The following is an 18,698-nucleotide window of genomic DNA, read 5'->3' as shown; positions in this document are numbered from 1 at the left end:
GGTGGATACAGGGAACTGCGTTACAGCTGCTCGACCTTGAGCGGCTTCTCCGTCTTTTTCTTCTTGGCGCCCTTGGCCTTGGCCTTGCCCTTCTTGCCGCCATTGCACTCGACAGTGGTCGACCACCCGGAGGCGGTGAACACTTGCTCGACACTGTCGATCAGGTATTCGCCATCGAGCCCGACCTTGAAGCCCTGGGCACTGATCAGTCGTTCGGCGAACAGATCGGTACGCCCCGGCATCTCCAGGCGCACACCCGCAGTGCTGCGGTTGAACGCGGCCAACCGGGCCTTGGCGGCCTGCTCGGCGGCTGATTTGTTGGGGTAAATGTGGCGGTCGGTATGGACGGGCGGCATGCCGGCGGGCGACTCATCGTTGGCCAGCTGAACGACCTTCAGGTCGCCGGACTTCTTGTCCTGATGCGTAGTCTGTACGGCCTTCTGCGTGTTGCGATCACCCAGGCGGAAGGAGTACCGACTGACATCCGACCTGGAGATGGTGACCATGCCCAGGGCCTTGCCACTGACGCTCTTGCCGCCTTGGCGCTGCATCACGACCAGCTGGCCCTCCGCCACTTTCGCCGTACAGTCGTATTGCTTGGCCAGCCGCGTGACGAAGTTGAAGTCCGACTCATTGCGCTGGTCGACGCGGGGCAGCTTGGTCGCTACCTGGCACACCGCCTGCCAACCGTTGCGCGCTGCCACGTCGCGAACGATCTGCTGCAGCGACACGTTTTCCCAGCTGCCATTGCGGGTGGTCTTGCCGCTCCCACGCATATCGCTGGCCTTGCCCCGGATCGAGATAGTGTCCGGCGGGCCCGTGACCTCGACTTCATCGACCGTGTAGCGGCCGAGCCGGGCGAGCGCCTGGCCTTGGTAGCCCAGATACACCTCAATGTTGGCACCGCGAGCGGGCAGGCTGACCGCCTGGGCACGGTCATCAATGCGCAGCTCGAACTCGTCCGACTCCATGCCGGGCTTGTCGCTGGTACGCAGCAGCAGCAAGCGGTCATTGATCAGCGCCGTGATGTCCTTGCCATCGGCGACTATGCGAAACATGGGCCTCATGCCTTGCTCCAGAAACAAAGAACCCCGCACAGGGCGGGGCTTGTTGATGTTATGGGATCAGTCCCAAAGCTTGACGTGCTCGATCTCCGGCGCGGGCAGATCAGGGAACAAGATCAGCACCCCAGTCCGGTAGGGTTGCGGCTCATCCGCCAGCCCCTGGTTGGCCTCGAGCACCGCTTCGACGGTACCGGTGAGGTGGCCGTAATAGCGGTGGCACAAGGTATCGAGCAGATCTCCCTCAGACGTTCTGCAGGTCGTTGCCATACTTCACAAACTCCAGCGTGAAGGCCTGTTTGCGCGGTATACCGCCCGCGAGCAGCGCCGATTGTTCCTCCTCGATCTTGGTCAGGCACCAAGTGCCCAACACATCACCGTAGCCCGTGGTCAGGCTTAGCGGCAACAGCCGGCGAGCCATGGTGCGCAGGGTATCCAGCTGCCGGATCCCGCCCTTGAACAGTGGGAAGATGGCCCCCTTCAAGATGAGCTGATCCTCACCGTGCCCGACCGCTTGCTGCGCAATGTCACGCGTCAAGCGTTCCTGGCCGGCCCACCTTGAGGAAGTCTGTCGGCGCACCTCATCGAAGGCCGCTGTGTCCAGGTTGAAGTAGTACGGCTTTGCGTTCGGCTCCAGCGTCTGAATGATTAGCAGGTGGGGGAACGGCTTCACCGCCTCGGCCAGCGGGGACACCCCGCCAAACGTCCTACTAGGGAGGATGTTGTTCACAATCGGGGCGATTCGGCCGGCGATTCGGTTAACGGCTGCGCCGGCCCGAGTCGATTGCCCGGCGAAAGCGCCCATACGTTCAATGGCCATCGGCCCGGCCCCTGGCTTCATGGCCATTTGTCGCGCAATGGACTCTGCCGCATTGACCGCCCGCATGGTCCGCTGGAGCTTCTTGGCCCTGTCCGGGTCCAAGGAGCTCTGCTTGTCTAGCTCGTCCGCCGCCACGGTCATCCCGGCAATGGCCATATCGAGCGGTCCAAGCATGCCACCTGGATTAGTGCGGCCCGCCTCCCCCGCCGCAACCAAAGCCGCGACGACTCGTTTCAATGGTTCCTCGTAATCCATACCACCTCCTTAACCGACATCTGGAGCATCGAATAGCTGCTTGGCCGCCATGCGCGCCGTGCGCTCCCGCTCCCAGGCTTCCCAGCTGCCACGGATCCGAGATTCCAGCAGACCGAACAGCCGATCTGGATCGCGGGCATCGCCCTCGACCTTGATCGAGATGCTCGGCGAGTACTGGAACGACTGATCGACTTTCGGCGCCTCCGCTTTAGCAGGCTCGACGGGCTTTGCAGGCACCGGGACTGCGGGCGCCGGCATCATTGCCTTGATCAGGTCTCTGACCACGCTGCCCAAGGAAGCGGTGGGAGCGGGAGCAGCTGCAGGCCCAGCCACACCGACCGGTTCACGAAGTGCAGCACCAGGCGCCGGCTGTTTCGGCGTAGCCACCACCGCTGGCACCGGCACTGGCGCACTCGGCTGAGTGATCGCGACTGGTACCGGCTTGGCGACCTCACGGATGACTTTCCCCGGCTGTTGGACGGCCATGGAGCTCCGAGCGGTCTGCTCCGTAGGCGCCCGACTGCTGGGCAACGCGACCGCTACCGGCGCCGCAGCCGGAGTGGCCCGCTCGGTTGCGACCTGGGGCGGCCGAGCTGGGGGCGGCACATTCCGCACGGCATCACCCGGCTGCATCCTGCGCGGCTCGCTCCGCTCCACTGGGGCAGCGGCCGGAAGAGTAGACGGAGGCGCAGCGGCGACAGATGGAGCCTCAGGCGGAACCGGGGCTGCGACCTGCACTGCATTCCCAAGCACGACCGGATTAACTGAGACAGGTCCCGTCTTGGCTTCTACGGCAGGGACATTGGGGGCAGTAACCTGCACACCGGGCGCAGGAGCACGTACTGACTCTCCCACTACCGGGGGCCGGGCAGTTGCAGGTTCGGCCGGCCTGGCCGGTGCAGGGACGGTATCAACAGTTGGCTCTGGTTTCGCATCCCGGTCGGCTTCCGGCTCATCACCGAACAACTTTTTCCCCAGCCAGCCACCAACGGATTCACCACCGAGGCCGCCCATCACCATACCCACGGCACCACCGACGGCGCTGCCAACAGCGGTCCCGATCACAGGCACAACGGAGCCAATCAAGGCACCCGCCATCGCCCCCGTGGTGCCACCAGCCCAAGCCCCCGCCAAGCCACCGGCCACCCCGCCGTAACCCTCGGCTTTTTCAGCCTTGGTTTCGGCGTTGAGCGCGGTATCCAGCACACCCGGCACTGCATCCACCAGCTTCCCGCCCGGCAGTTTGGACAGCCCACGGGTGAAGACGCGCAGGCTACGCACCGAGCGACCGACGGTTTTCGCATCGAGCGAACCCAGCGCCTCGGCCGTTACCGCTTTCGCGCCGGACACCGGCAAAGAGGGCTTGGCCACGGGTACCGGCGGCCGAGGGTTGCCGAAGGCACCACCCGTTTGCCGCCGTGCCCGGCGCCCACGCCGACGCTTGGTCGAAGCTGCTGGGCCAGAACCAGCGGCAGAAGATCCGAGCCCGCCAAACGCGCTCGCGTTCACGACGAAAACGCGCTGCGGCTCGCCGCTACGGCCAGCGTCGGGATCGTTGCTTGCTGGCACCCCGAGCACCTTGCCCAAAGCCCCCAGCCCGGCGTCCACCACGCGGTTGCCGGTTTTCGGCAGCTCGACACCTGCAGGTGCGTCTTCCTCGCCTCGGCCGAGGCCACGGTCGAGCCGGCGGCCGCGAGCGATGTTGAACACCCCACGGGCAATCTTCAGGCCGCTGGATGCCGTTTTCAGCGCCATGAAGCCAGCGGCCACCGCACCCAGGGTAAGCACAACAGGCTGTGCTCCGTCGGACAACCGGGTCAGGCCCTGGAAGATCCAGGTCAGCCCCTGAGCGGCTGCATCCGTTACCGGGCGAATCGCGTCACCGACACTGCGCATGCTGTCGTTGGCCGCCTGGAACATCTCATCCCAGCGCTGCTGCGAGGTCTCGCGCCGTTCGGCCAGGTTCTTGTCCAAGATCCCGGCCGCCTTCTGCGAGTCGTTTTTCAGGTCGTTGTACAGGCCTCGGTTCTGCGCATAGGCAGTGAGCGCCGCCTTGACCTGCATGTCGGCGAACAAGTCGCCGGTACGCAGGGTTTTCTCCAAGGCATCCAGCGCAGCCCGGGCCTTCTCCGGGTCGACTTCCTTGTCGATGCCCGCCTGGGCGTCCTTGATTTTCTTCGCCTTGGCCGGGTCCGTGGCTTCGACGTAGCGCATCGCCAAGGCCATGCTGGCCTCAAGCGTGTTCATGCCCTTCTGGATACCGGTGTTCAAAGAAGCCTGATAGTCGATGCCGGCGTCCGCATACGCTTTCACCACGTCACCGGAGCCGATCTTCTCGATCCAGTTCTTCAGGTTGTTCGCCGCATCGTCGGAGCTGCCTGCAGTTTTCATCTGCACCTGCAGCATCGAGCCGAGCGACGTGACCGCGTCCATGCCGGTGCTGCCGTTCTTCTCCATGCTGGCCAGCAGCTGCGGGAACCACTTGGCCATGTCGCTGGCCTCAAAGCTGCCCGCCTGGCCCTGGAAGGCGATAGCTTCGAGGGCTTGCTGCATCACCTTGGGATCGTTGATCTTGGCGTTTTGCTGCAGCGCCATGATCATCCGCGCCGTGTCGACCCCGGACGAACCCTGGCCGACGGCGAACTTCGCCGCCGTCGGGGCATAGGCCATGGCCTTGTCCAACTCCATGCCGGCACCGACGAGCTGGTTCACCAGGTCGGCCACGTCGTTGCGCGACATCCCCGTTTCCTTCGAGGTATCGATCACCGTCCGGGTCAACTGGGTTTCTTCGGCCTTATTGACGATGTCCGCCTTGATCGCGATGTCGCGGATGATCGCCTGGTAGTTCGCGCTGATCGTGGTGGGCACCGCAGCCAGGCCAACGCCCACCGCCGCCTGGCCGATGCTGGACTTGAGCCCCGCCCTGCCCTGCTGGATCTGCTGATGGCCCTTCAGCTGCAGATCGGCTGCCTTCGCCTCACGCCCAAGCCGCTGGTACTCACGCGATAGACGCCCGACTTCCACCCCCTGCTTGCGCAAGGAAGCAAGGTTCTTGTCCAGCTTGGCCAACAGCTTGTCCGCGCCTGCAGCACCGGTATCGTGGGCCTTCTTCCACTCGGCCTGCAGCTTCTGCGTGTCGCCAATCATGCCTTTCAGCACTTTGGCCTTGCTGCCCTTGTCCTCGAGCTTCTTGATGTGACCGTCGACGGTCTTGAACGCCGCTCCCACGGACGGGGCAACGGCGCCTCCAAGCTCCAGCGCTATCGACAGTTTGTTCTTTGCCATGCGCTAACCCTCAGAAGGCTCAATCCGTGAGCCACCAGACCATGTCCTCCCAGGACATGGTCATGATTTCCGCAGACGAAAAGCCAAAATCCCGCACTAGCCGCTTGGCCAGGCGCTTTTGCAGCTGGGGATCAAAGCTCGTCGTCCTGCACCAGGCGAAAATAGCCGGCCTGCAGGCGGCTGTAGTCTTTCAGGGTCAGGCTCTCCAGATCCTTGACGCCGACCTCGGCCAGGCTGGAGAACAGGTTCAGCTCGCGCTGTTCGTCATCCGTGGTACCACCGGCTTGGGCGGCGCGCACGTCGCGAACCGTCGGGGCGCGCAGGGTAATCTTGTCCACCTGAATGCCATTGGCCTCGCTGGGCTTGGACAGGGTGACGGTGACGCGATCAGCCTGCAGGTTCATCCAGGCGGGGATTTTCTTGCTCATGTGTACGTTCCTTAATTCGAAGAAAAGGGTTACAGACCCAGGGCGCGGCGCTGCTCGGTGAGCTGGTCGACACCGTCGATCACGCGCTTCATACCCAGAGCATCGATCTCGTAGATCAGCCGGCCGTCGACCTCGAGCTTGTAATAGGTGAGCGCCACCGCATGCTTGATCTCGGCCTTGTCGCCTGCCTTCCAGTCGCCCATGTCGACTTCCTTGAGCGAGCCGCGCAGGGTGACGATCACCGGGTTGATCTTGCCCTTGAGGCCTTTGAAGGCCCCGCGGAACACGCCGTTGAAGGCGGTACCGTCGGCAAGGCCGAAGAACTTCAGCGACTCACGACGCACGCCCGTGGTGGTGAAGTTGGCCTCTTGCTTCTCCATGCCCTGGTCCATCTCGACGGGCAGGTCCATGCCGCCTGCGCGGTGTTCTTCCATCTTCAGGGTGAGCTTGGGCAGGGTCAGGCTCGGGACATCGCCCTGGAAGCTGACGCCGTCGACGAACAGGTTCAGGTTCGCCAGGGTTTCAGGAATCATTGCCATGTAGTGCGCTCCTTAGGCGACAGCGTTGATGACTTCAGTCAGCCACTGGTTGGTGACCTCGACGCGGAAGTTCGGGTTCTCGGCCGGCGGGACGTCGGTAAAGCGGATGTTCCAATACACCTTGCCCTGCTCCAGCTGGCTGGCCGTGTTCAGCTCGGGGTCGGCAAAGACCTCGAAGTTGATGATCGCGCCCTGGTTCTTCAGGTCGCGCATGAAGGCCTGCAAGCCCTCGGTGACGTCCTGCACGTAGGTCGCGGTGATCGAGCGGTCCACCGCCCACTTGTGGCCGTACAGGATGGCGTCCATCACCATGTCCATGGTCCGCACGCGGGTCACGAAGGCCCACTTCGGATCGCTCGACAGGGTGCGGTTGCCCCACAGACGGAAGCCGTCGTCGCGGATAATGGTGGTGATGTTGGCGTTGTTCAGCAGGTTGGCCCGGCAGGTATCGTCACCATCCAGGAACTCGACCGGGCGGGTGGTACCGGTGATGCCAACGAACTCTTTGTTGGACGGCGAGGCCCAGAAACCGTACTCGCTGTCGGTCCAGGCGAACAGGCCGGCGGTGTAGGCCGAGGCCGGCGCATCGACAGTCCCATCCGCGTCGGTGTCCCAGTACTGCACGCCTGGGTCGACCATGAAGGCGCGCTTGGAGCCGAAGTCGCTGGCATACGCCATCGCCGCTTCGTCCGTGGTACCAGGGCCATCAATGATCGCCACGGCCCGCAACTTGTCTGCCAGCCCCACCAGCGCGGTACCGACCGCCGCCGTCGCGCTGTGCTTGGGCGCGATCAGCAGCCGGGGCTGGGCGTTGAAGCGGCTCTTCCCGTCGAGCAGCGCCTGCAGGCCGGTACGCTTGCCGTCGGCCAGGGTGCCACCGATGATCGCGGAGATCTGCTCAGCGGGGTCAACCTGCTCGGCCACACCACAGGCGACGATGACCGCCTTGGCACGGGCGTAGATGGCTTTGCACGCTTTGGTGATGGCCGAGGCCGGGCCGAAGGCGGCGACGGCTTCCCGCTCGCTCGTGATCAGCACCAGATCGTTGGCCTTGGCGGTCGCATCGGCCCCCTCGGTGAAAGTATCGACCAGGCCGATGATCGAGGACGACGGCAACGCGATGCTGCGCGCACCGTTATCGACGTTGGTCACGGTGACGCCGTGAAAGAATCCAGCCATGAAGTTCTCCAGATGTGAAAAGGCCCCGCAAAGCAGGGCCAAGTGGTACAGCGGAAAAGAAAACGCCCCGTCGGTGCGGGGCGTCATTGGGTTTGGCTAGCGACCCAGGACGGCACCACAGGACGCTGCTGCGACTCGGGGAAGGCGCCAGACTGGGGCCAATCGCGCAAGGCCTGGCGGTACAGCAGCAGCTCAGCGAACCGCTGCGGGCTCAGGGTGGTCGGCGATTGCATGTCCTGTTCGTCGCGGTGGCGATTCACCAGCCATTCGGTCGCGGTCAGCTGGCCGTCCCGCCAGGCGCGCTCCTGCGCGGCCCAATCTGGCGCTACCGGGATCAGGTACGGCAGCCCATCTTTGTGCGCCCGGAGAGTGTTCGGGGCCGGATTTGCGATGACCTCTTGATAGAGTTCGTCGCTGATCGGCACCGCGTCGGCCGGGACTTCACCATGGATGCCCACGAAGTAGCAGCAGCCAGTCGATTGCGAATACAAGCGTTCCATCAGTTACTCCTTTAAATCCGTCCAAGAGCGAGCCAGCGCGGCGTGACGTTACCGCCACCGCCCACCGGGCCGTCGACATAGAACGTCACGCCAGTGAGTGTTGGAGCCCCGGTTTTCAAGGTCAAAGGGGTCGTCAGCGGAGCGGTCCCATGGGGGATGGCCATCACCTGAAACACCGAGGCAAAACTCATCGGAAAACTGACCGCACCCGAGTCTGAAGAGGGGATAGCGGCCGCCCTGATTCCCCATTGCAACCCAAAACCCCCGAGCCATTTGGGCAGGAAGAAATAGCCGTTCGGGGCAAAGGACCAGATCGCGCCGAAGCGCATCTTCTTGGGTGTGACGAGCACATCGTCCGCAGCACCAGTGTCAACCTGATCCTGGGTAGCGATGTGGTCAGAAGTCAGCGCATACGACCAGAACATAGTGGGAACGCCGTTGATTAGGTTGTACTGGCCGAACCAGATCCGACGCACCGACGAGGCACCACCATTTTCTATAGCGATGAAGTGACTGCCATCTTGACGCGGGGTGATAGCGAAAACCCCTAGGACGTTATTACCGATAGACGGAGGCCCTCCGGGGGTCGGATTAGATGCCCCTCCGGAATAGGCCAAGTAAAAGCCTCCAGGCACAACGGCTTCAAAGGATGGCAACAGCGGCGCACTGGTGATCCCAAGACCGATGTTGTTCAACTGCTTGATGATGGATTGCAGCGTCGAAAGAGCCGTCATCCACTTGACGTTATCGACGCCGGCCTCGGCAAGCTGCTTGGTTGCCTTGTCCGCAACGTTTACTTTGCTGTCCAGGCCGTTCAGCACCGTTGCCGCGAAATTGGGATCGTTCCCCAGCGCCGCCGCCAGCTCTTTCAGCGTATCGAGCGCACCAGGTGCTGAATCCACAAGGCCTGCCACCTCGCCCCGAACAAACGCCGTGGTCGCCACCTGTTGGGTATTGGTCCCTTTAGGTGCGGTCGGTGCTTCGGGGATGCCGGTTAGCTTCGGAGAATTGACCGTCGGAATCTCATCCCAATCATCCCAACTTCCCCCGTAGGAGGTGCGGAAAAAAATCCGATTGGTCAGGTACATGGTGTATTGCTGGGTCGTGATCTGCGGGCCTGCCGCCTGGACCAGCAGTGTGCCAGCGGCCGCGACCGGGTAGTTCAAAGCCAGCGTTGCGTTAGCATTTTGGGGCTGCCCGTAGGAGCCAGGTACGGTCATCGCGTTGAGGTTGGTGCCGACAGGGATGTTGCTGCCCGAGACGCCTTTTGCGCCCCAGCCTGCCGTCCCGAGCAGATCATCCACCTGGGTCTTGGTGTAAGCATCCGTCAGTCCGTACCCCTCCACGGTGGTGGGACTGGTCGCCGCGACGACCCGTCCATACTTGTCGACCGTGACGCTGCGATAGGTTCCAGCAGCCACGCCACTGCGCCCGAACGCCATTTCGAACACGAGCGCGGACACGCCAACGGTGATTGGGGCGTCGGTCACCAATTGCCATGCGCTATCGCCGTTGACGGTACCGCGTTCTACTAGGACCAGCAGGCCTGGCGTCACCTCAGTACTGACGTCGGCATCAGGGCAGCGCGTCCAGGCGCTGGCAGCAACGGTGTACAGGCCATTGTCCTTACCGGCGGCCTGGTTCTTCACTAGCACGCGGGCCCCGGCAGTAAGCGCCACGCCGTCAATGGTCTGAAGGCCTGTCAAGGCGATGTTGGCCGTGGTCGCCGCCAGCACCGAATGCTTGAAGTCCTGCTTGTGCAGCTCGCTGGTGACCCATTCGCGAGTGGCCAGCACCACGGCCGGGTCAATCTTGAGCTCTACGTTGCTGGAACTGCTGACCACCAGGTTCATGCGCACCACCTGGGTGCGGCCGCTGCCCTGGTTGAGCTGCGGCTTATAAGTTGGCGGGCAGTTGGCCACCGCCACCAGGTCGCCATCGGCGTCATACAGACCGATCTCGCGAATCCAGCGACCTCCGACCTCGGCAGGAATCACCTGCTCCGCCACGATTATCGCTGCGTCCTTGTCGTCGACCTTGAGCTGGTTGAGCGGCGCCCGGCGCCATTCGTTAATCAGGCTGGTCTGATTGGCATTCGGCGTAGGGTCGGTGTTGTTGGCATCACCGACGCCCATCTGTGTGATTTTCCAAGCGATGCCCAGGGCGTCTGCATTGGCCTGCTTGGCGGCCCCGATATTGGTCAGGATCGCGTAAAACTGTGAAGTCTGGTCAACCATGTGCAATTTCCAATGTGTCGATGGTGTGTTCACGGCCGCCACGGCCAATCTCGCCGGAGACCTCCAAGTCGATTGCCTGAGGTGGGTACACGTCCAGCTCGTCACCGTCGTAGATCGAAGGGGCTAGGTTGATCTGGCCTCGGGTTTCGAGGCTGATGGCGAGCCCCGTCATGTGCCGGCTCACTGGCCGGGCGTCATCGATCAGCCAAGACAACTCCTCATAGGTCTCCTCACTGATGCCTTCCTCAGCCACCCCGACCTTGAGGGCGAATGTGCCGGGCACGCCGCGAGGCTCGGTCTGCCACCACTCGATCACCTCAATGAGGTAGCCGAACGGCTCCACCACGCGGCGCAGTGCACCGATGGTGCCCTTGCGCGAGTGGATGAAGAACGATGAGCGGATCACCGAGCGCTTGACCGCCTCGGGCCAGTTTTCGTCCCAGCGGTCAACCGACCATGCCCAGGCCAGCTGGTACAGCAGATGGGCTGGACAGGTGTCGGGGTTGTACAGGGTGCGCAACGGCACCTCGGTCAGCTCGACCGAAGCGACCTCCACGGCCCGCTCCAGCTCGGTGCTGTTGAGCGGCAGCAAACTGTTCATCAGTCACCCCGCTCTACTGTGAAACCCTCACACCACGCCGCCTGGGCCTTAGTGGGCCGGATGTCCACCCAGCCTGGTAGCTCAACACGGGTCACCCCGCTGATGTGCAATTGGGCATCGATCGCTGAGCGGGCGACCTCAACTCCCAGCCGGCGCCGAGGGTTGATCCAGGCTGCCAATCGGCGCCGACATTCGGCCAGCACCGCTTCGTTCTCAGGGCCGGTACCGCCCAGAAACACCTTGGCATCCACCCGATACGGCAGGATCTGCGCGCTCTGCACGGTGACGCGATCAGCCACTGGCCGAATGTCATCGTCACTGAGGTAGGCGTCGACCGCCTGCAGCAGCTCCGGGGAGGCAGCGCCATTGCCCTCCAGGGACAGCACCGTCACGACCACTTCGGCCGGGGCCGGGCTTTCTGCTGTCGCGTCCGCCACCAGGCCTGAGGCGTTGCGAGCATGCAGGATGTAGCTGTTTCGCGGCCCGGCCGTGGTCAGCCCCTCATACACCAGCTGCACTCGCTCCCGCAGCGCGTCGTCTTCCTCGAGCACCGCCGGTACTGGCGGTACCGCGTCGAGGTCTTCTGCCTGGATCACCAGGCGCTGGAGGCCAACGTTCCCGGCAAGGTGGTCGAGGTCGGAGCGCTTGGCGTAGGCCAGCAGCAGCGCCTTGCCGGCGTCGTTGACTCGCGCCCGGTTGCCGACACGCCGGAACGCCACCAGCTCGAGGAGCTTGGTGATCGGATCACTTTCCAAGGGCGCTGACCAGTTCTCGCCCATGGCCTCGCGGAACAGGGCCAGGTCGGCCTGGTAGGCCTCCTCGAAATCGAGGCTTTCCAGCACCTCCGGCGCAGGCAACGCCAACAAATCAATCGTGCTCATGCGCTTACCTCCAGCACCACACCATCACCCAGGTACGTCCCGACCAACGCCATCGTGATTTGGCCGTCGAGCACCGCTGTCACCCGGACGCGCTCCAGCTGCAGCCGCGGTTCCCAGCGACCCAAGGCCCGGGCAACTTCGGCCTGAACTGCGCTCTTCCAACCTTCATTCACAGGCAGGTCGACGTAGCGGCGCAGTTGGCTGCCGTATTCCGGCCGCATGCGACGGCTACCGACTGGGGTCGTCAGGATGTCTTCGATGGACTGCCGCAGATGATCCAGGCCGGACAGCGGCTGCCCCGTGCGGCGATCCATTCCGATCATGGGCCTACTCCCGCACCTGCTCGAAGTCAGGACGCTTGCGGAGGAAGGCCACAGCCACGGCGTCGTCGCCGTCGACCGTCACCTGCCCCCGCGCCACCGACAACGAGCGGTTACCCGGCAGGATCAGGGTGCGGTAGGTGTATTCCTTGTCGCGAAAGGTCACCGACTTAGGCGGCTCGGGCTTCTCAACCGTCAGCGGCGCCGCGAGCTCTGGTGTGTCTTTTTCAGGCTTGGCCATGATTCCTCCAGATACAAAAAAGCCCGCATCAGCGGGCCTGGCTTAGTGTTTGTGGTTGGCCGTGTTGCCGGCCGTGTCGATGATGCGACCACCACCGTTGATGTCGCCGGTCACCGTCAACGGGCCAACAATCCTCACGTTACCGGTGAGGGTGATGTTGGTGGACTGGGCTGTAATGGCGTCGTCGGTGGCCACCACCTTCGTGCCGCCGACTTCCACCGTGACCGTGCCGGATGGCACCTTGATCGTGTAGCTGCCGGCCTCCCAGTCGTAGACCAGTTGGCCACCGTCGGGGAAACGCCAGACTTCGACGTGATCGCGGTTGTCCGGCTGCGCGCCGGCATTGCCGTACAGGCCCGGCACGAATGTGCCCTGGGCAGGCTCGCCGCTGGGACTGAACAACACGCCCTGCTCGCCCAGACTGGGCGCCCGCCAGTGACGGGCCTTGCCTGCCGCCTGGCTGTGCCAGCGCACCCAGGCGCTGGTCCAATCGCCGCCATCGGTCACCCGCACCATGGCAGCGGCAAGATCGACCGCCACCACCCGGCACGGGATCACCATGCTGGAAAGCATCCGGTCATGTTGCGCACTGGCATAGCTCATTCCATGGCCTCCGGTGGCTGATACTGCCCTTCGCTGCCAGGCCCGGTATCAGGACTGAAGCCGAACACCAGGCTGCCCGGCGGCTGGTTCGGCCAGGGCCATTCCTCCGTGCCCAGGTAGATGACCTGGCTCCACTCGACGACCCACACCGCATAGCTGTCCAGCTCAGGACGGCTCCAGTCGCGTTCGGCCCGCACGAACTCCGCGAACTCAACCGGAAGGCCCCAGGACTGCATGCGCAGAAGCACCGTCAACTGGGCCGCGACGAAGGCTGCGACATGCAAGCAATTGGGTTCCTCCTGCCCGACGATGACCCGCGCCTCGAAGCGCGCCTCGACGGCAACCTCACCCGTGCCAGGATCCTTGTCGGCGTCATTAAACCCAACCAGCTCGAGCACCACCGCTGGTGGGGTTACCACATCGATACCCTCCGGCATGGTCCCGACATAGGCCAGACCGGGGATCCCGTCCTTGATGTGCTCCTCGATAGCGGTGTACACCTCACCGAGGGGAATCGGGCTGTCATCCATTGCCTGTTCTCCGTAGGAATTTCTGCAGTTCGAAGTTCAGCTCCTGCTCCATCACCACAAGCAGCCGCTCATGCGCTCGATTGGTCCAGGCCTCGAAGTGCGACCGGACTTCCTCGAGCGAGATCTTGGCCTTGGCCAGGGGGAAGCGGCTGTCGTTCTCGTTGATCCAGCCCGTTCGACGCCCGCCGAGTTCGCTGTCGGGATAGTCCTTCGAATCGAAGTGCTTGCTGGCCGTGCGGATCCAGATATCCGGGTTGCCGCCATAGACGCGCCGAAAGAACGCGCCTTGATAGCGGCGACCAGCGACCGACACACCCGTACGGGTCTGCCGGGGCCGGCCTGCTCGACTGGCTTCGATGGGGTTGATGCCGAACCACAGCCGGCCCTGGCCATTGCTGGACACCGGGAAGGCCTTGAGGCGTTGCCGTACTGCAGAGATCGCAATGCGCTCCTGCTGCCCCACATCACGAGCAATCCGGCGGCGAAGCCAACCGAGTGTTTTGTTGATCGCCCGTCGCTGGGCTGTGGCAACAGCCTTTGGCACCAACTTCGCGAAGTTCTGGAAGCCCTTCACGTCTTGCGGGTCGGCCCGCAGCGAGATCAAACCGCTGCTGGCCGACTGCTTGTGGTAGCTACCAACGCTCATGCTGTCTTCCTCAAGATCAGCGTCACCAGCCCATCGCCACCGGGTTCAATACCGGTGATGAGGTAGTGGCCACCACCGTCTTCGGCCGGCACGGCGAAAAACACTTTGTGCTTCACTTCGATGCCGACGTTGTCCTGCACGCGGATGACCAGGTGAGGCTCACGCAACGCGGTTCTCATCTGGCCGACCTTGGGCTGCAACCAAGGGACTGAAAACATGCCAAGTACCTCCCGCCCCTCGATCAGCACGGGGTCGCCCAGTATCTCGAACACCGTGGTGTCAACGTCGGTTATCAGGTCCCGGAAGCCCATGGTCAGAGCTTCAGGCGGAGAATGGCGCGAGGTCGGGTCACCAGGTGGAGCGGGTTCGACTGGGCCTCACCGGCCACGCCCTTCTTGAACGGCATCATTTCCAACTGGCTGTAATACGGCAGGCCTTCTGTGTTGACCGTGTCCATGTAGTCAGCCGGCGCGAAGCGAGTGATGCACAGGCCTGGCACACCCTCTGGAACCAGACGCGCCTCATCGTCTGCGACAAAGGCGATACCACCAACCTTGCCGCGATAACGCTCCCAGGTGATGCCGCCGAACTCGAACGTTTCGCGACCGTCAGCGCGCAAGGCCGCAGCGTACTGGGTGCCCTCGTAGGTTTTGGACACGCTCTTGTGTCCGATCAGCGCACGCCAGAAGTTCTTGCCGCAGAAGGCCCGAGCGCCACTGGTGGTGGCAGCGCCCAAGGCTTCCTCTTGGGCATCCAGCGCATCCACGCACTTGACCCGGACATTGGTGTCCGGGTTGGCCAGCTCCATCGGGATCACGATGGGATCAAGATCGAACCGAGCATAGATATCGAGCAGCACCGTACTGCCGTCGGCGTCCATCACGTAACCGTTCAGCGCGCCCATGCGATGGAATTCATGCGTGGCATCCAGCTGGCGACGGGCCTTCGCCAAGCGCTTGTTGACCACATCCTGTACCGCCTGCAGCTCAGTTTGCTCACCGAAGGCCCGGATGCCCTGGATCTCATCCGCCTTGATGGCGAAACGCTCAGGCAGGTGGACGGTGTTGAATGGCAGCAGGATTCGCTTGCTACCGTTGACCACCAGCCCCGAGGTACCACGCTCGCCCGCTGGCACCAGGGCCAGGGTATCGCCGTCTTTCTCGACCTGGACGGTCACCGTGGTCACCCCTTCTTCCTCAAACAGCCCCAGTTCGGCGAGTCGTCCAGGCACATAAGGCTGCTCGTTGATCGCCGCGGTGAGCGCAGGAACCGAGAAGGCGTTGTCTTCAAAAATATCGATGTCAGCCATGAAGGCCCTCCAGAAATGCAAAACCCCGCACTCGGCGGGGCTGAAAAAGAGTTGGCTCGCTATCAGCGAACGATGATGAATTGCGCCGCCAGGGCTTTCTCGGCATCGAGATCGAGGCCCGTCAGCAACCCTTCGCTGACCTCGGCCAGGCGAACAACCGCTCGGCCGCGCCGGGCTACATCCGATTCACCGACGGACGCAAACAAAATGCACTTGGCCGTCTCGCTGCCGTCTGCGGCCTCGGGGTTGTACGGCGCAAATTGGCCCGAGGCTGTGAGCTGACCGAGCAGTTGGCCGGCTACCAGGGCAGCACCAGGTGCCAGCTCGATGACTTCGCGAGAGATCTTCCCTGCACCCTCGGAGAGCAGGAATTCGCCGGCATGCACCGGTTCCACATAGTTTTTGCTCATGCTTAGGCTCCTTTGCCGGTGCGTTGTTGAGCAGCCTGCCGACGGGCAGACCAGATGTTGTTGGGGTTAGGTAGCTTCGCCTGGACCTTCTCCGGCTCATCGGCAGCCGGTGGTAGGGTGTTGTCGATCTCGAAGCCTTTGCCCGAGCCGACCAGCTTGTCGAACAGCCGCGCCCGAACCACCGTCGCGTCCAGGCCAGCGCCCACAAACTCGACGGCCATCTCGGGTAAGCGCGCCGCGACGCAGAGGTCGCGTACGGCCTTTGCGCGAGTCAACGCAGCCTGGACCGTGGCTTCGTCGGCCAGCTTGGTCGACGCGATCAGAGGCTCGACCAAGTTACTGATGCCCGCTTTCGCGCAAGCCTGTGTGATCATCAAGGCCAACGCCGTTGAGTCAGCCGCAGTAGGTACAGGGAGCTCCTCGTCCGGGGCGGGCTCGCTCGGGGCTTCTGGCTCGGCCTGGCTGGCTTTGAGCTGATCCAGCAACGCCTGCGGAGTGTTCCGGTACCGCGCCAAGGTGGCCCCCTGTCCCAAGCAAGCCTGGACCTTGATGCCGTTACCGATCTCGTCGGCCAAGCCAAGGTCAACGGCCTCTTGGGCAGTGAGCCAGGTTTCTTCAGCGACCAGACGCCGCAGCTCCGCGTCATCGATATTTGGCGCCTTGGCTTTATAGGCTGCGATCATGGCCTCAAGTGCCTGGTCGAGAACATCCGCCACCCGCCGCAGGTCTTCGGCGTCGCCGCCGACCCAGGTATATGGATTGTGGATCATCAACATGGCATTCGATGCCATCACCACGCGGTGCGCACCACATACCGCCACGCTGCCGGCACTGGCCGCCAGTGCATCGACCCGGCCGGTACAGCGCTCACCCAGCCGGTTCAGTGCGTTGTGGATCGCGAGGCCTTCGAACAGATCGCCGCCGTTGGTATTGAACGCCACTACCACTTCCGAAACGCCATCGTCCACCGCCTTGAGGTCTTGGATGAACTGGTTCGCTGTGATGCCCCAGGCGCCAATCTCGCCGTAGACATAGACCTCAATGACCTTGGACCCGGCCTCGCCTTCGGCGGCTGCAGCGATCTTGTACCAGTGCCCATCCTCGACTTGCGGCGCAGACTTGGCCTTGTTGAAGATGCAAAACGGCATCAACGGTTTCATGTTTTCCCCTTCTCGTCGGGCTCATCCGGCTCATCCTTGATGGCCGACAAGCTGCTGTAGTTGAGGCCCAGGTCCTTAGCCCGAGCGATATCTGCGGCGTTCTCTTCGTCCACAATTTCCGCGTCTGTGCCGGAACGAAGGCACATCTCGGTGCGCGAGGCGAAGCCCGCCCCAACCTCGAGCATCCGCGACTGAACGTCTTGAACGGGATGGATGTAGGCCCAGCCCTGCGGCACCCACCGGGTGCGCAAGTACTCGCGCCGCCGCAGCCCGTAGTCGTCCAGATCCAGAGTCCCGGCCAACACGGCCATGTCCATCCAGGCAGCGCGCACAGGGCGACATAGCTGGTGGACATACACCTGGAACTGCAGCTGCTCCAAGCGTCGGCGGAACTCGGTGAGCACCACACGAATCGCCCGGTCATTCACGTCGCGCATGTCGCCGGTCATCAGCTCGTAGGGCAGGCCTGCCCCTGCAGCTGCAGCCATGAGCTGCTGCCGCATGAAGTCGGGGTAGTTGTTGCCGCCATCAGGCGGATCGGAGAACTCCACCTGTTCGCCCGGCCCGAGTTCCTGCATGGTGCCGGGCTCCAACGCCACCATGGGCGTGAACGCATCACGGTCATGAACCACCGGCGCGCCGGTGACCATGTCCATCGGCGGAAGCCCTGGCCCGTCCGGCGCTGGCTTGCGAACGAAGCCCGCGAACAGGTTTGCCACTTCCTGGCGAAACAACACCGCGTCATCGTAGTTGTCCAGGCTACGCAGGCGTTTCAAGATCGGCGCCAACCGGGGCACCCCGCGCAACTGGCCGGGCTCCAGTGGTTCGAAGATGTGCAACATCTCCTCGGCCGGAACGCGCACCAGCAGGTTGTGTCCGGCGTTGAGCGAGGCCTTGTCGCTGGGGTGGTTGCGATAGCAGTAGTACGCCACCCGGCGCCCGATGCTGTTGAACTCGATCCCGGCCCGGACCGTATTGCCGTAGCGCGTCACCTCGAACTTGTCGTGCGGCACGAATTCAGGTGCAAGGCATTGCACCTGCAACGGGACCGCCAGTCCATCCTCCAGCCGGCGCGGCCGCAATCGCACGAAACACTCGCCCGACTGCTCGACCGTACGCGCTACCAGCGCCTGCTGACCGTAGAAGTCGGTGCGCTCGTCCGCGTCCGACTCGTCCACCCAATCCTCCCACAGCACCTGCATGGCCTTGCGCAGCGCCTTGTCGAGCAACCGAGGTTGAGGCGTGATGCCAGTACCGATCAGGTTGCTGACCCGCTTGTCGATGATGTTGGCCGCATACGGGTCATTACGCACTGCTGCCCGCGAGCGGGAGCGCAGGTTGCGCAAGGCAGGCATGATCAGGCTGTTTGGCCCCGTATCCGGGGCATCCCAGTTAGAAGAACGCCGCCCTTCGGCGGCGCCCTCGTAGCTGGCCTTGATGCGCTCAGGCACCAGCAGGCCAGAGCGTGTGGAGATATAGCGACCGCTCACAAGCCCTTACCTCCATGGTAAAGCCGAACCACGCGAGAGCGGCGACCAGCCGCCTGGGCCAGCTCGGTGCGGATCAGGTCGCGGGCCTTGATCAGTTCATCCACAGTTCGGTACTCGACGGTGCGGTCGCTGTAGCGAACGATCCGTTCGCCACGGGCAATCGCACCTTCGACAGCCGCGAGGTGTGCCTGGGTGTATGCCAT

The 18,698-nt window shown here is 63.4% G+C and carries 21 protein-coding genes and 1 pseudogene; all 22 read right to left on the bottom strand.

What is annotated here, in order from left to right; genetic code table 11:
- Window positions 1–20: 20 nt before the first annotated feature.
- On the bottom strand, window positions 21–1,067 hold the full coding sequence (locus ACNFG0_RS09195) for a phage late control D family protein (protein ID WP_416764526.1): 1,047 nt from the start codon (window positions 1,065–1,067) through the stop codon (window positions 21–23).
- A gap of 57 nt (window positions 1,068–1,124) precedes the next feature.
- Window positions 1,125–1,331 carry a tail protein X gene (locus ACNFG0_RS09190; RefSeq protein ID WP_368830082.1) on the bottom strand — a complete coding sequence of 69 codons (207 nt, stop codon included), beginning with the start codon at window positions 1,329–1,331 and terminating at the stop codon, window positions 1,125–1,127.
- Window positions 1,306–2,136 carry a phage tail protein gene (locus ACNFG0_RS09185; RefSeq protein WP_416764525.1) on the bottom strand — a complete coding sequence of 277 codons (831 nt, stop codon included), beginning with the start codon at window positions 2,134–2,136 and terminating at the stop codon, window positions 1,306–1,308. Before ACNFG0_RS09185 ends, ACNFG0_RS09190 begins: the two co-directional genes overlap by 26 nt.
- A gap of 9 nt (window positions 2,137–2,145) precedes the next feature.
- Window positions 2,146–5,421: a phage tail tape measure protein gene (locus ACNFG0_RS09180; RefSeq protein ID WP_416764524.1), complete on the bottom strand. Its 3,276-nt coding sequence runs from the start codon at window positions 5,419–5,421 to the stop codon at window positions 2,146–2,148.
- Window positions 5,422–5,552: 131 nt separating this feature from the next.
- A complete protein-coding gene (locus tag ACNFG0_RS09175) occupies window positions 5,553–5,849 on the bottom strand; it encodes a phage tail assembly protein (RefSeq protein WP_416764523.1) in 297 nt (98 codons plus the stop codon).
- Window positions 5,850–5,878: 29 nt separating this feature from the next.
- A complete protein-coding gene (locus ACNFG0_RS09170; protein WP_416764522.1) occupies window positions 5,879–6,388 on the bottom strand; it encodes a phage major tail tube protein in 510 nt (169 codons plus the stop codon).
- A gap of 12 nt (window positions 6,389–6,400) precedes the next feature.
- Entirely contained in the window at window positions 6,401–7,567 is a 1,167-nt protein-coding gene (locus ACNFG0_RS09165; RefSeq protein WP_416764521.1) for a phage tail sheath subtilisin-like domain-containing protein, read from the bottom strand.
- Window positions 7,568–7,650: 83 nt separating this feature from the next.
- On the bottom strand, window positions 7,651–8,067 hold the full coding sequence (locus ACNFG0_RS09160) for a phage tail assembly chaperone (protein WP_416764520.1): 417 nt from the start codon (window positions 8,065–8,067) through the stop codon (window positions 7,651–7,653).
- A 1,442-nt stretch (window positions 8,068–9,509) separates the two neighbouring features.
- Window positions 9,510–10,304 (bottom strand): annotated as a pseudogene (locus ACNFG0_RS09155) (phage tail protein); the annotation flags it as partial.
- Complete coding sequence (locus ACNFG0_RS09150; protein ID WP_416764519.1) at window positions 10,297–10,905, bottom strand: phage tail protein I; 609 nt, start codon at window positions 10,903–10,905, stop codon at window positions 10,297–10,299. The pseudogene ACNFG0_RS09155 and the gene ACNFG0_RS09150, both read right to left, overlap by 8 nt.
- Complete coding sequence (locus tag ACNFG0_RS09145; RefSeq protein WP_416764518.1) at window positions 10,905–11,786, bottom strand: baseplate assembly protein; 882 nt, start codon at window positions 11,784–11,786, stop codon at window positions 10,905–10,907. Before ACNFG0_RS09145 ends, ACNFG0_RS09150 begins: the two co-directional genes overlap by 1 nt.
- Window positions 11,783–12,109, bottom strand: a complete 327-nt coding sequence (locus tag ACNFG0_RS09140; protein WP_416764517.1) for a GPW/gp25 family protein — start codon at window positions 12,107–12,109, stop codon at window positions 11,783–11,785. The genes ACNFG0_RS09145 and ACNFG0_RS09140 overlap by 4 nt, the downstream gene beginning before the upstream one ends.
- 4 nt (window positions 12,110–12,113) lie before the next feature.
- Window positions 12,114–12,347: a hypothetical protein gene (locus tag ACNFG0_RS09135; protein WP_416764516.1), complete on the bottom strand. Its 234-nt coding sequence runs from the start codon at window positions 12,345–12,347 to the stop codon at window positions 12,114–12,116.
- A gap of 42 nt (window positions 12,348–12,389) precedes the next feature.
- Window positions 12,390–12,950: a phage baseplate assembly protein V gene (locus ACNFG0_RS09130; protein ID WP_416764515.1), complete on the bottom strand. Its 561-nt coding sequence runs from the start codon at window positions 12,948–12,950 to the stop codon at window positions 12,390–12,392.
- Window positions 12,947–13,480, bottom strand: coding sequence for a hypothetical protein (locus ACNFG0_RS09125; protein WP_416764514.1), 534 nt, complete (start codon window positions 13,478–13,480; stop codon window positions 12,947–12,949). The genes ACNFG0_RS09130 and ACNFG0_RS09125 overlap by 4 nt, the downstream gene beginning before the upstream one ends.
- The gene (locus ACNFG0_RS09120; protein WP_416764513.1) at window positions 13,473–14,126 is read right to left on the bottom strand and encodes a hypothetical protein; all 654 of its coding nucleotides are present in this window, start codon (window positions 14,124–14,126) and stop codon (window positions 13,473–13,475) included. The genes ACNFG0_RS09125 and ACNFG0_RS09120 overlap by 8 nt, the downstream gene beginning before the upstream one ends.
- The gene (locus tag ACNFG0_RS09115) at window positions 14,123–14,437 is read right to left on the bottom strand and encodes a hypothetical protein (RefSeq protein ID WP_416764512.1); all 315 of its coding nucleotides are present in this window, start codon (window positions 14,435–14,437) and stop codon (window positions 14,123–14,125) included. The genes ACNFG0_RS09120 and ACNFG0_RS09115 overlap by 4 nt, the downstream gene beginning before the upstream one ends.
- Before the next feature lie 2 nt (window positions 14,438–14,439).
- Window positions 14,440–15,435: a major capsid protein gene (locus ACNFG0_RS09110; protein WP_416764511.1), complete on the bottom strand. Its 996-nt coding sequence runs from the start codon at window positions 15,433–15,435 to the stop codon at window positions 14,440–14,442.
- A 62-nt stretch (window positions 15,436–15,497) separates the two neighbouring features.
- Complete coding sequence (locus ACNFG0_RS09105) at window positions 15,498–15,845, bottom strand: head decoration protein (RefSeq protein WP_186678573.1); 348 nt, start codon at window positions 15,843–15,845, stop codon at window positions 15,498–15,500.
- Between the two features lie 2 nt (window positions 15,846–15,847).
- Window positions 15,848–17,005, bottom strand: a complete 1,158-nt coding sequence (locus ACNFG0_RS09100) for a head maturation protease, ClpP-related (RefSeq protein ID WP_416764510.1) — start codon at window positions 17,003–17,005, stop codon at window positions 15,848–15,850.
- On the bottom strand, window positions 17,002–18,495 hold the full coding sequence (locus ACNFG0_RS09095) for a phage portal protein (protein WP_416764509.1): 1,494 nt from the start codon (window positions 18,493–18,495) through the stop codon (window positions 17,002–17,004). The genes ACNFG0_RS09100 and ACNFG0_RS09095 overlap by 4 nt, the downstream gene beginning before the upstream one ends.
- Window positions 18,492–18,698 (bottom strand): phage head-tail joining protein, encoded by a 207-nt coding sequence (locus ACNFG0_RS09090; RefSeq protein WP_021785548.1) that lies wholly within the window; start codon window positions 18,696–18,698, stop codon window positions 18,492–18,494. The genes ACNFG0_RS09095 and ACNFG0_RS09090 overlap by 4 nt, the downstream gene beginning before the upstream one ends.

Source organism: Pseudomonas sp. NY15372 (assembly GCF_048068215.1).
GTDB classification, from domain to species: Bacteria; Pseudomonadota; Gammaproteobacteria; order Pseudomonadales; family Pseudomonadaceae; genus Aquipseudomonas; species Aquipseudomonas guariconensis_A.
The sequence above is the reverse complement of the archived record's forward strand: the minus strand, read 5'-3'. Positions and strand labels throughout refer to the sequence as shown.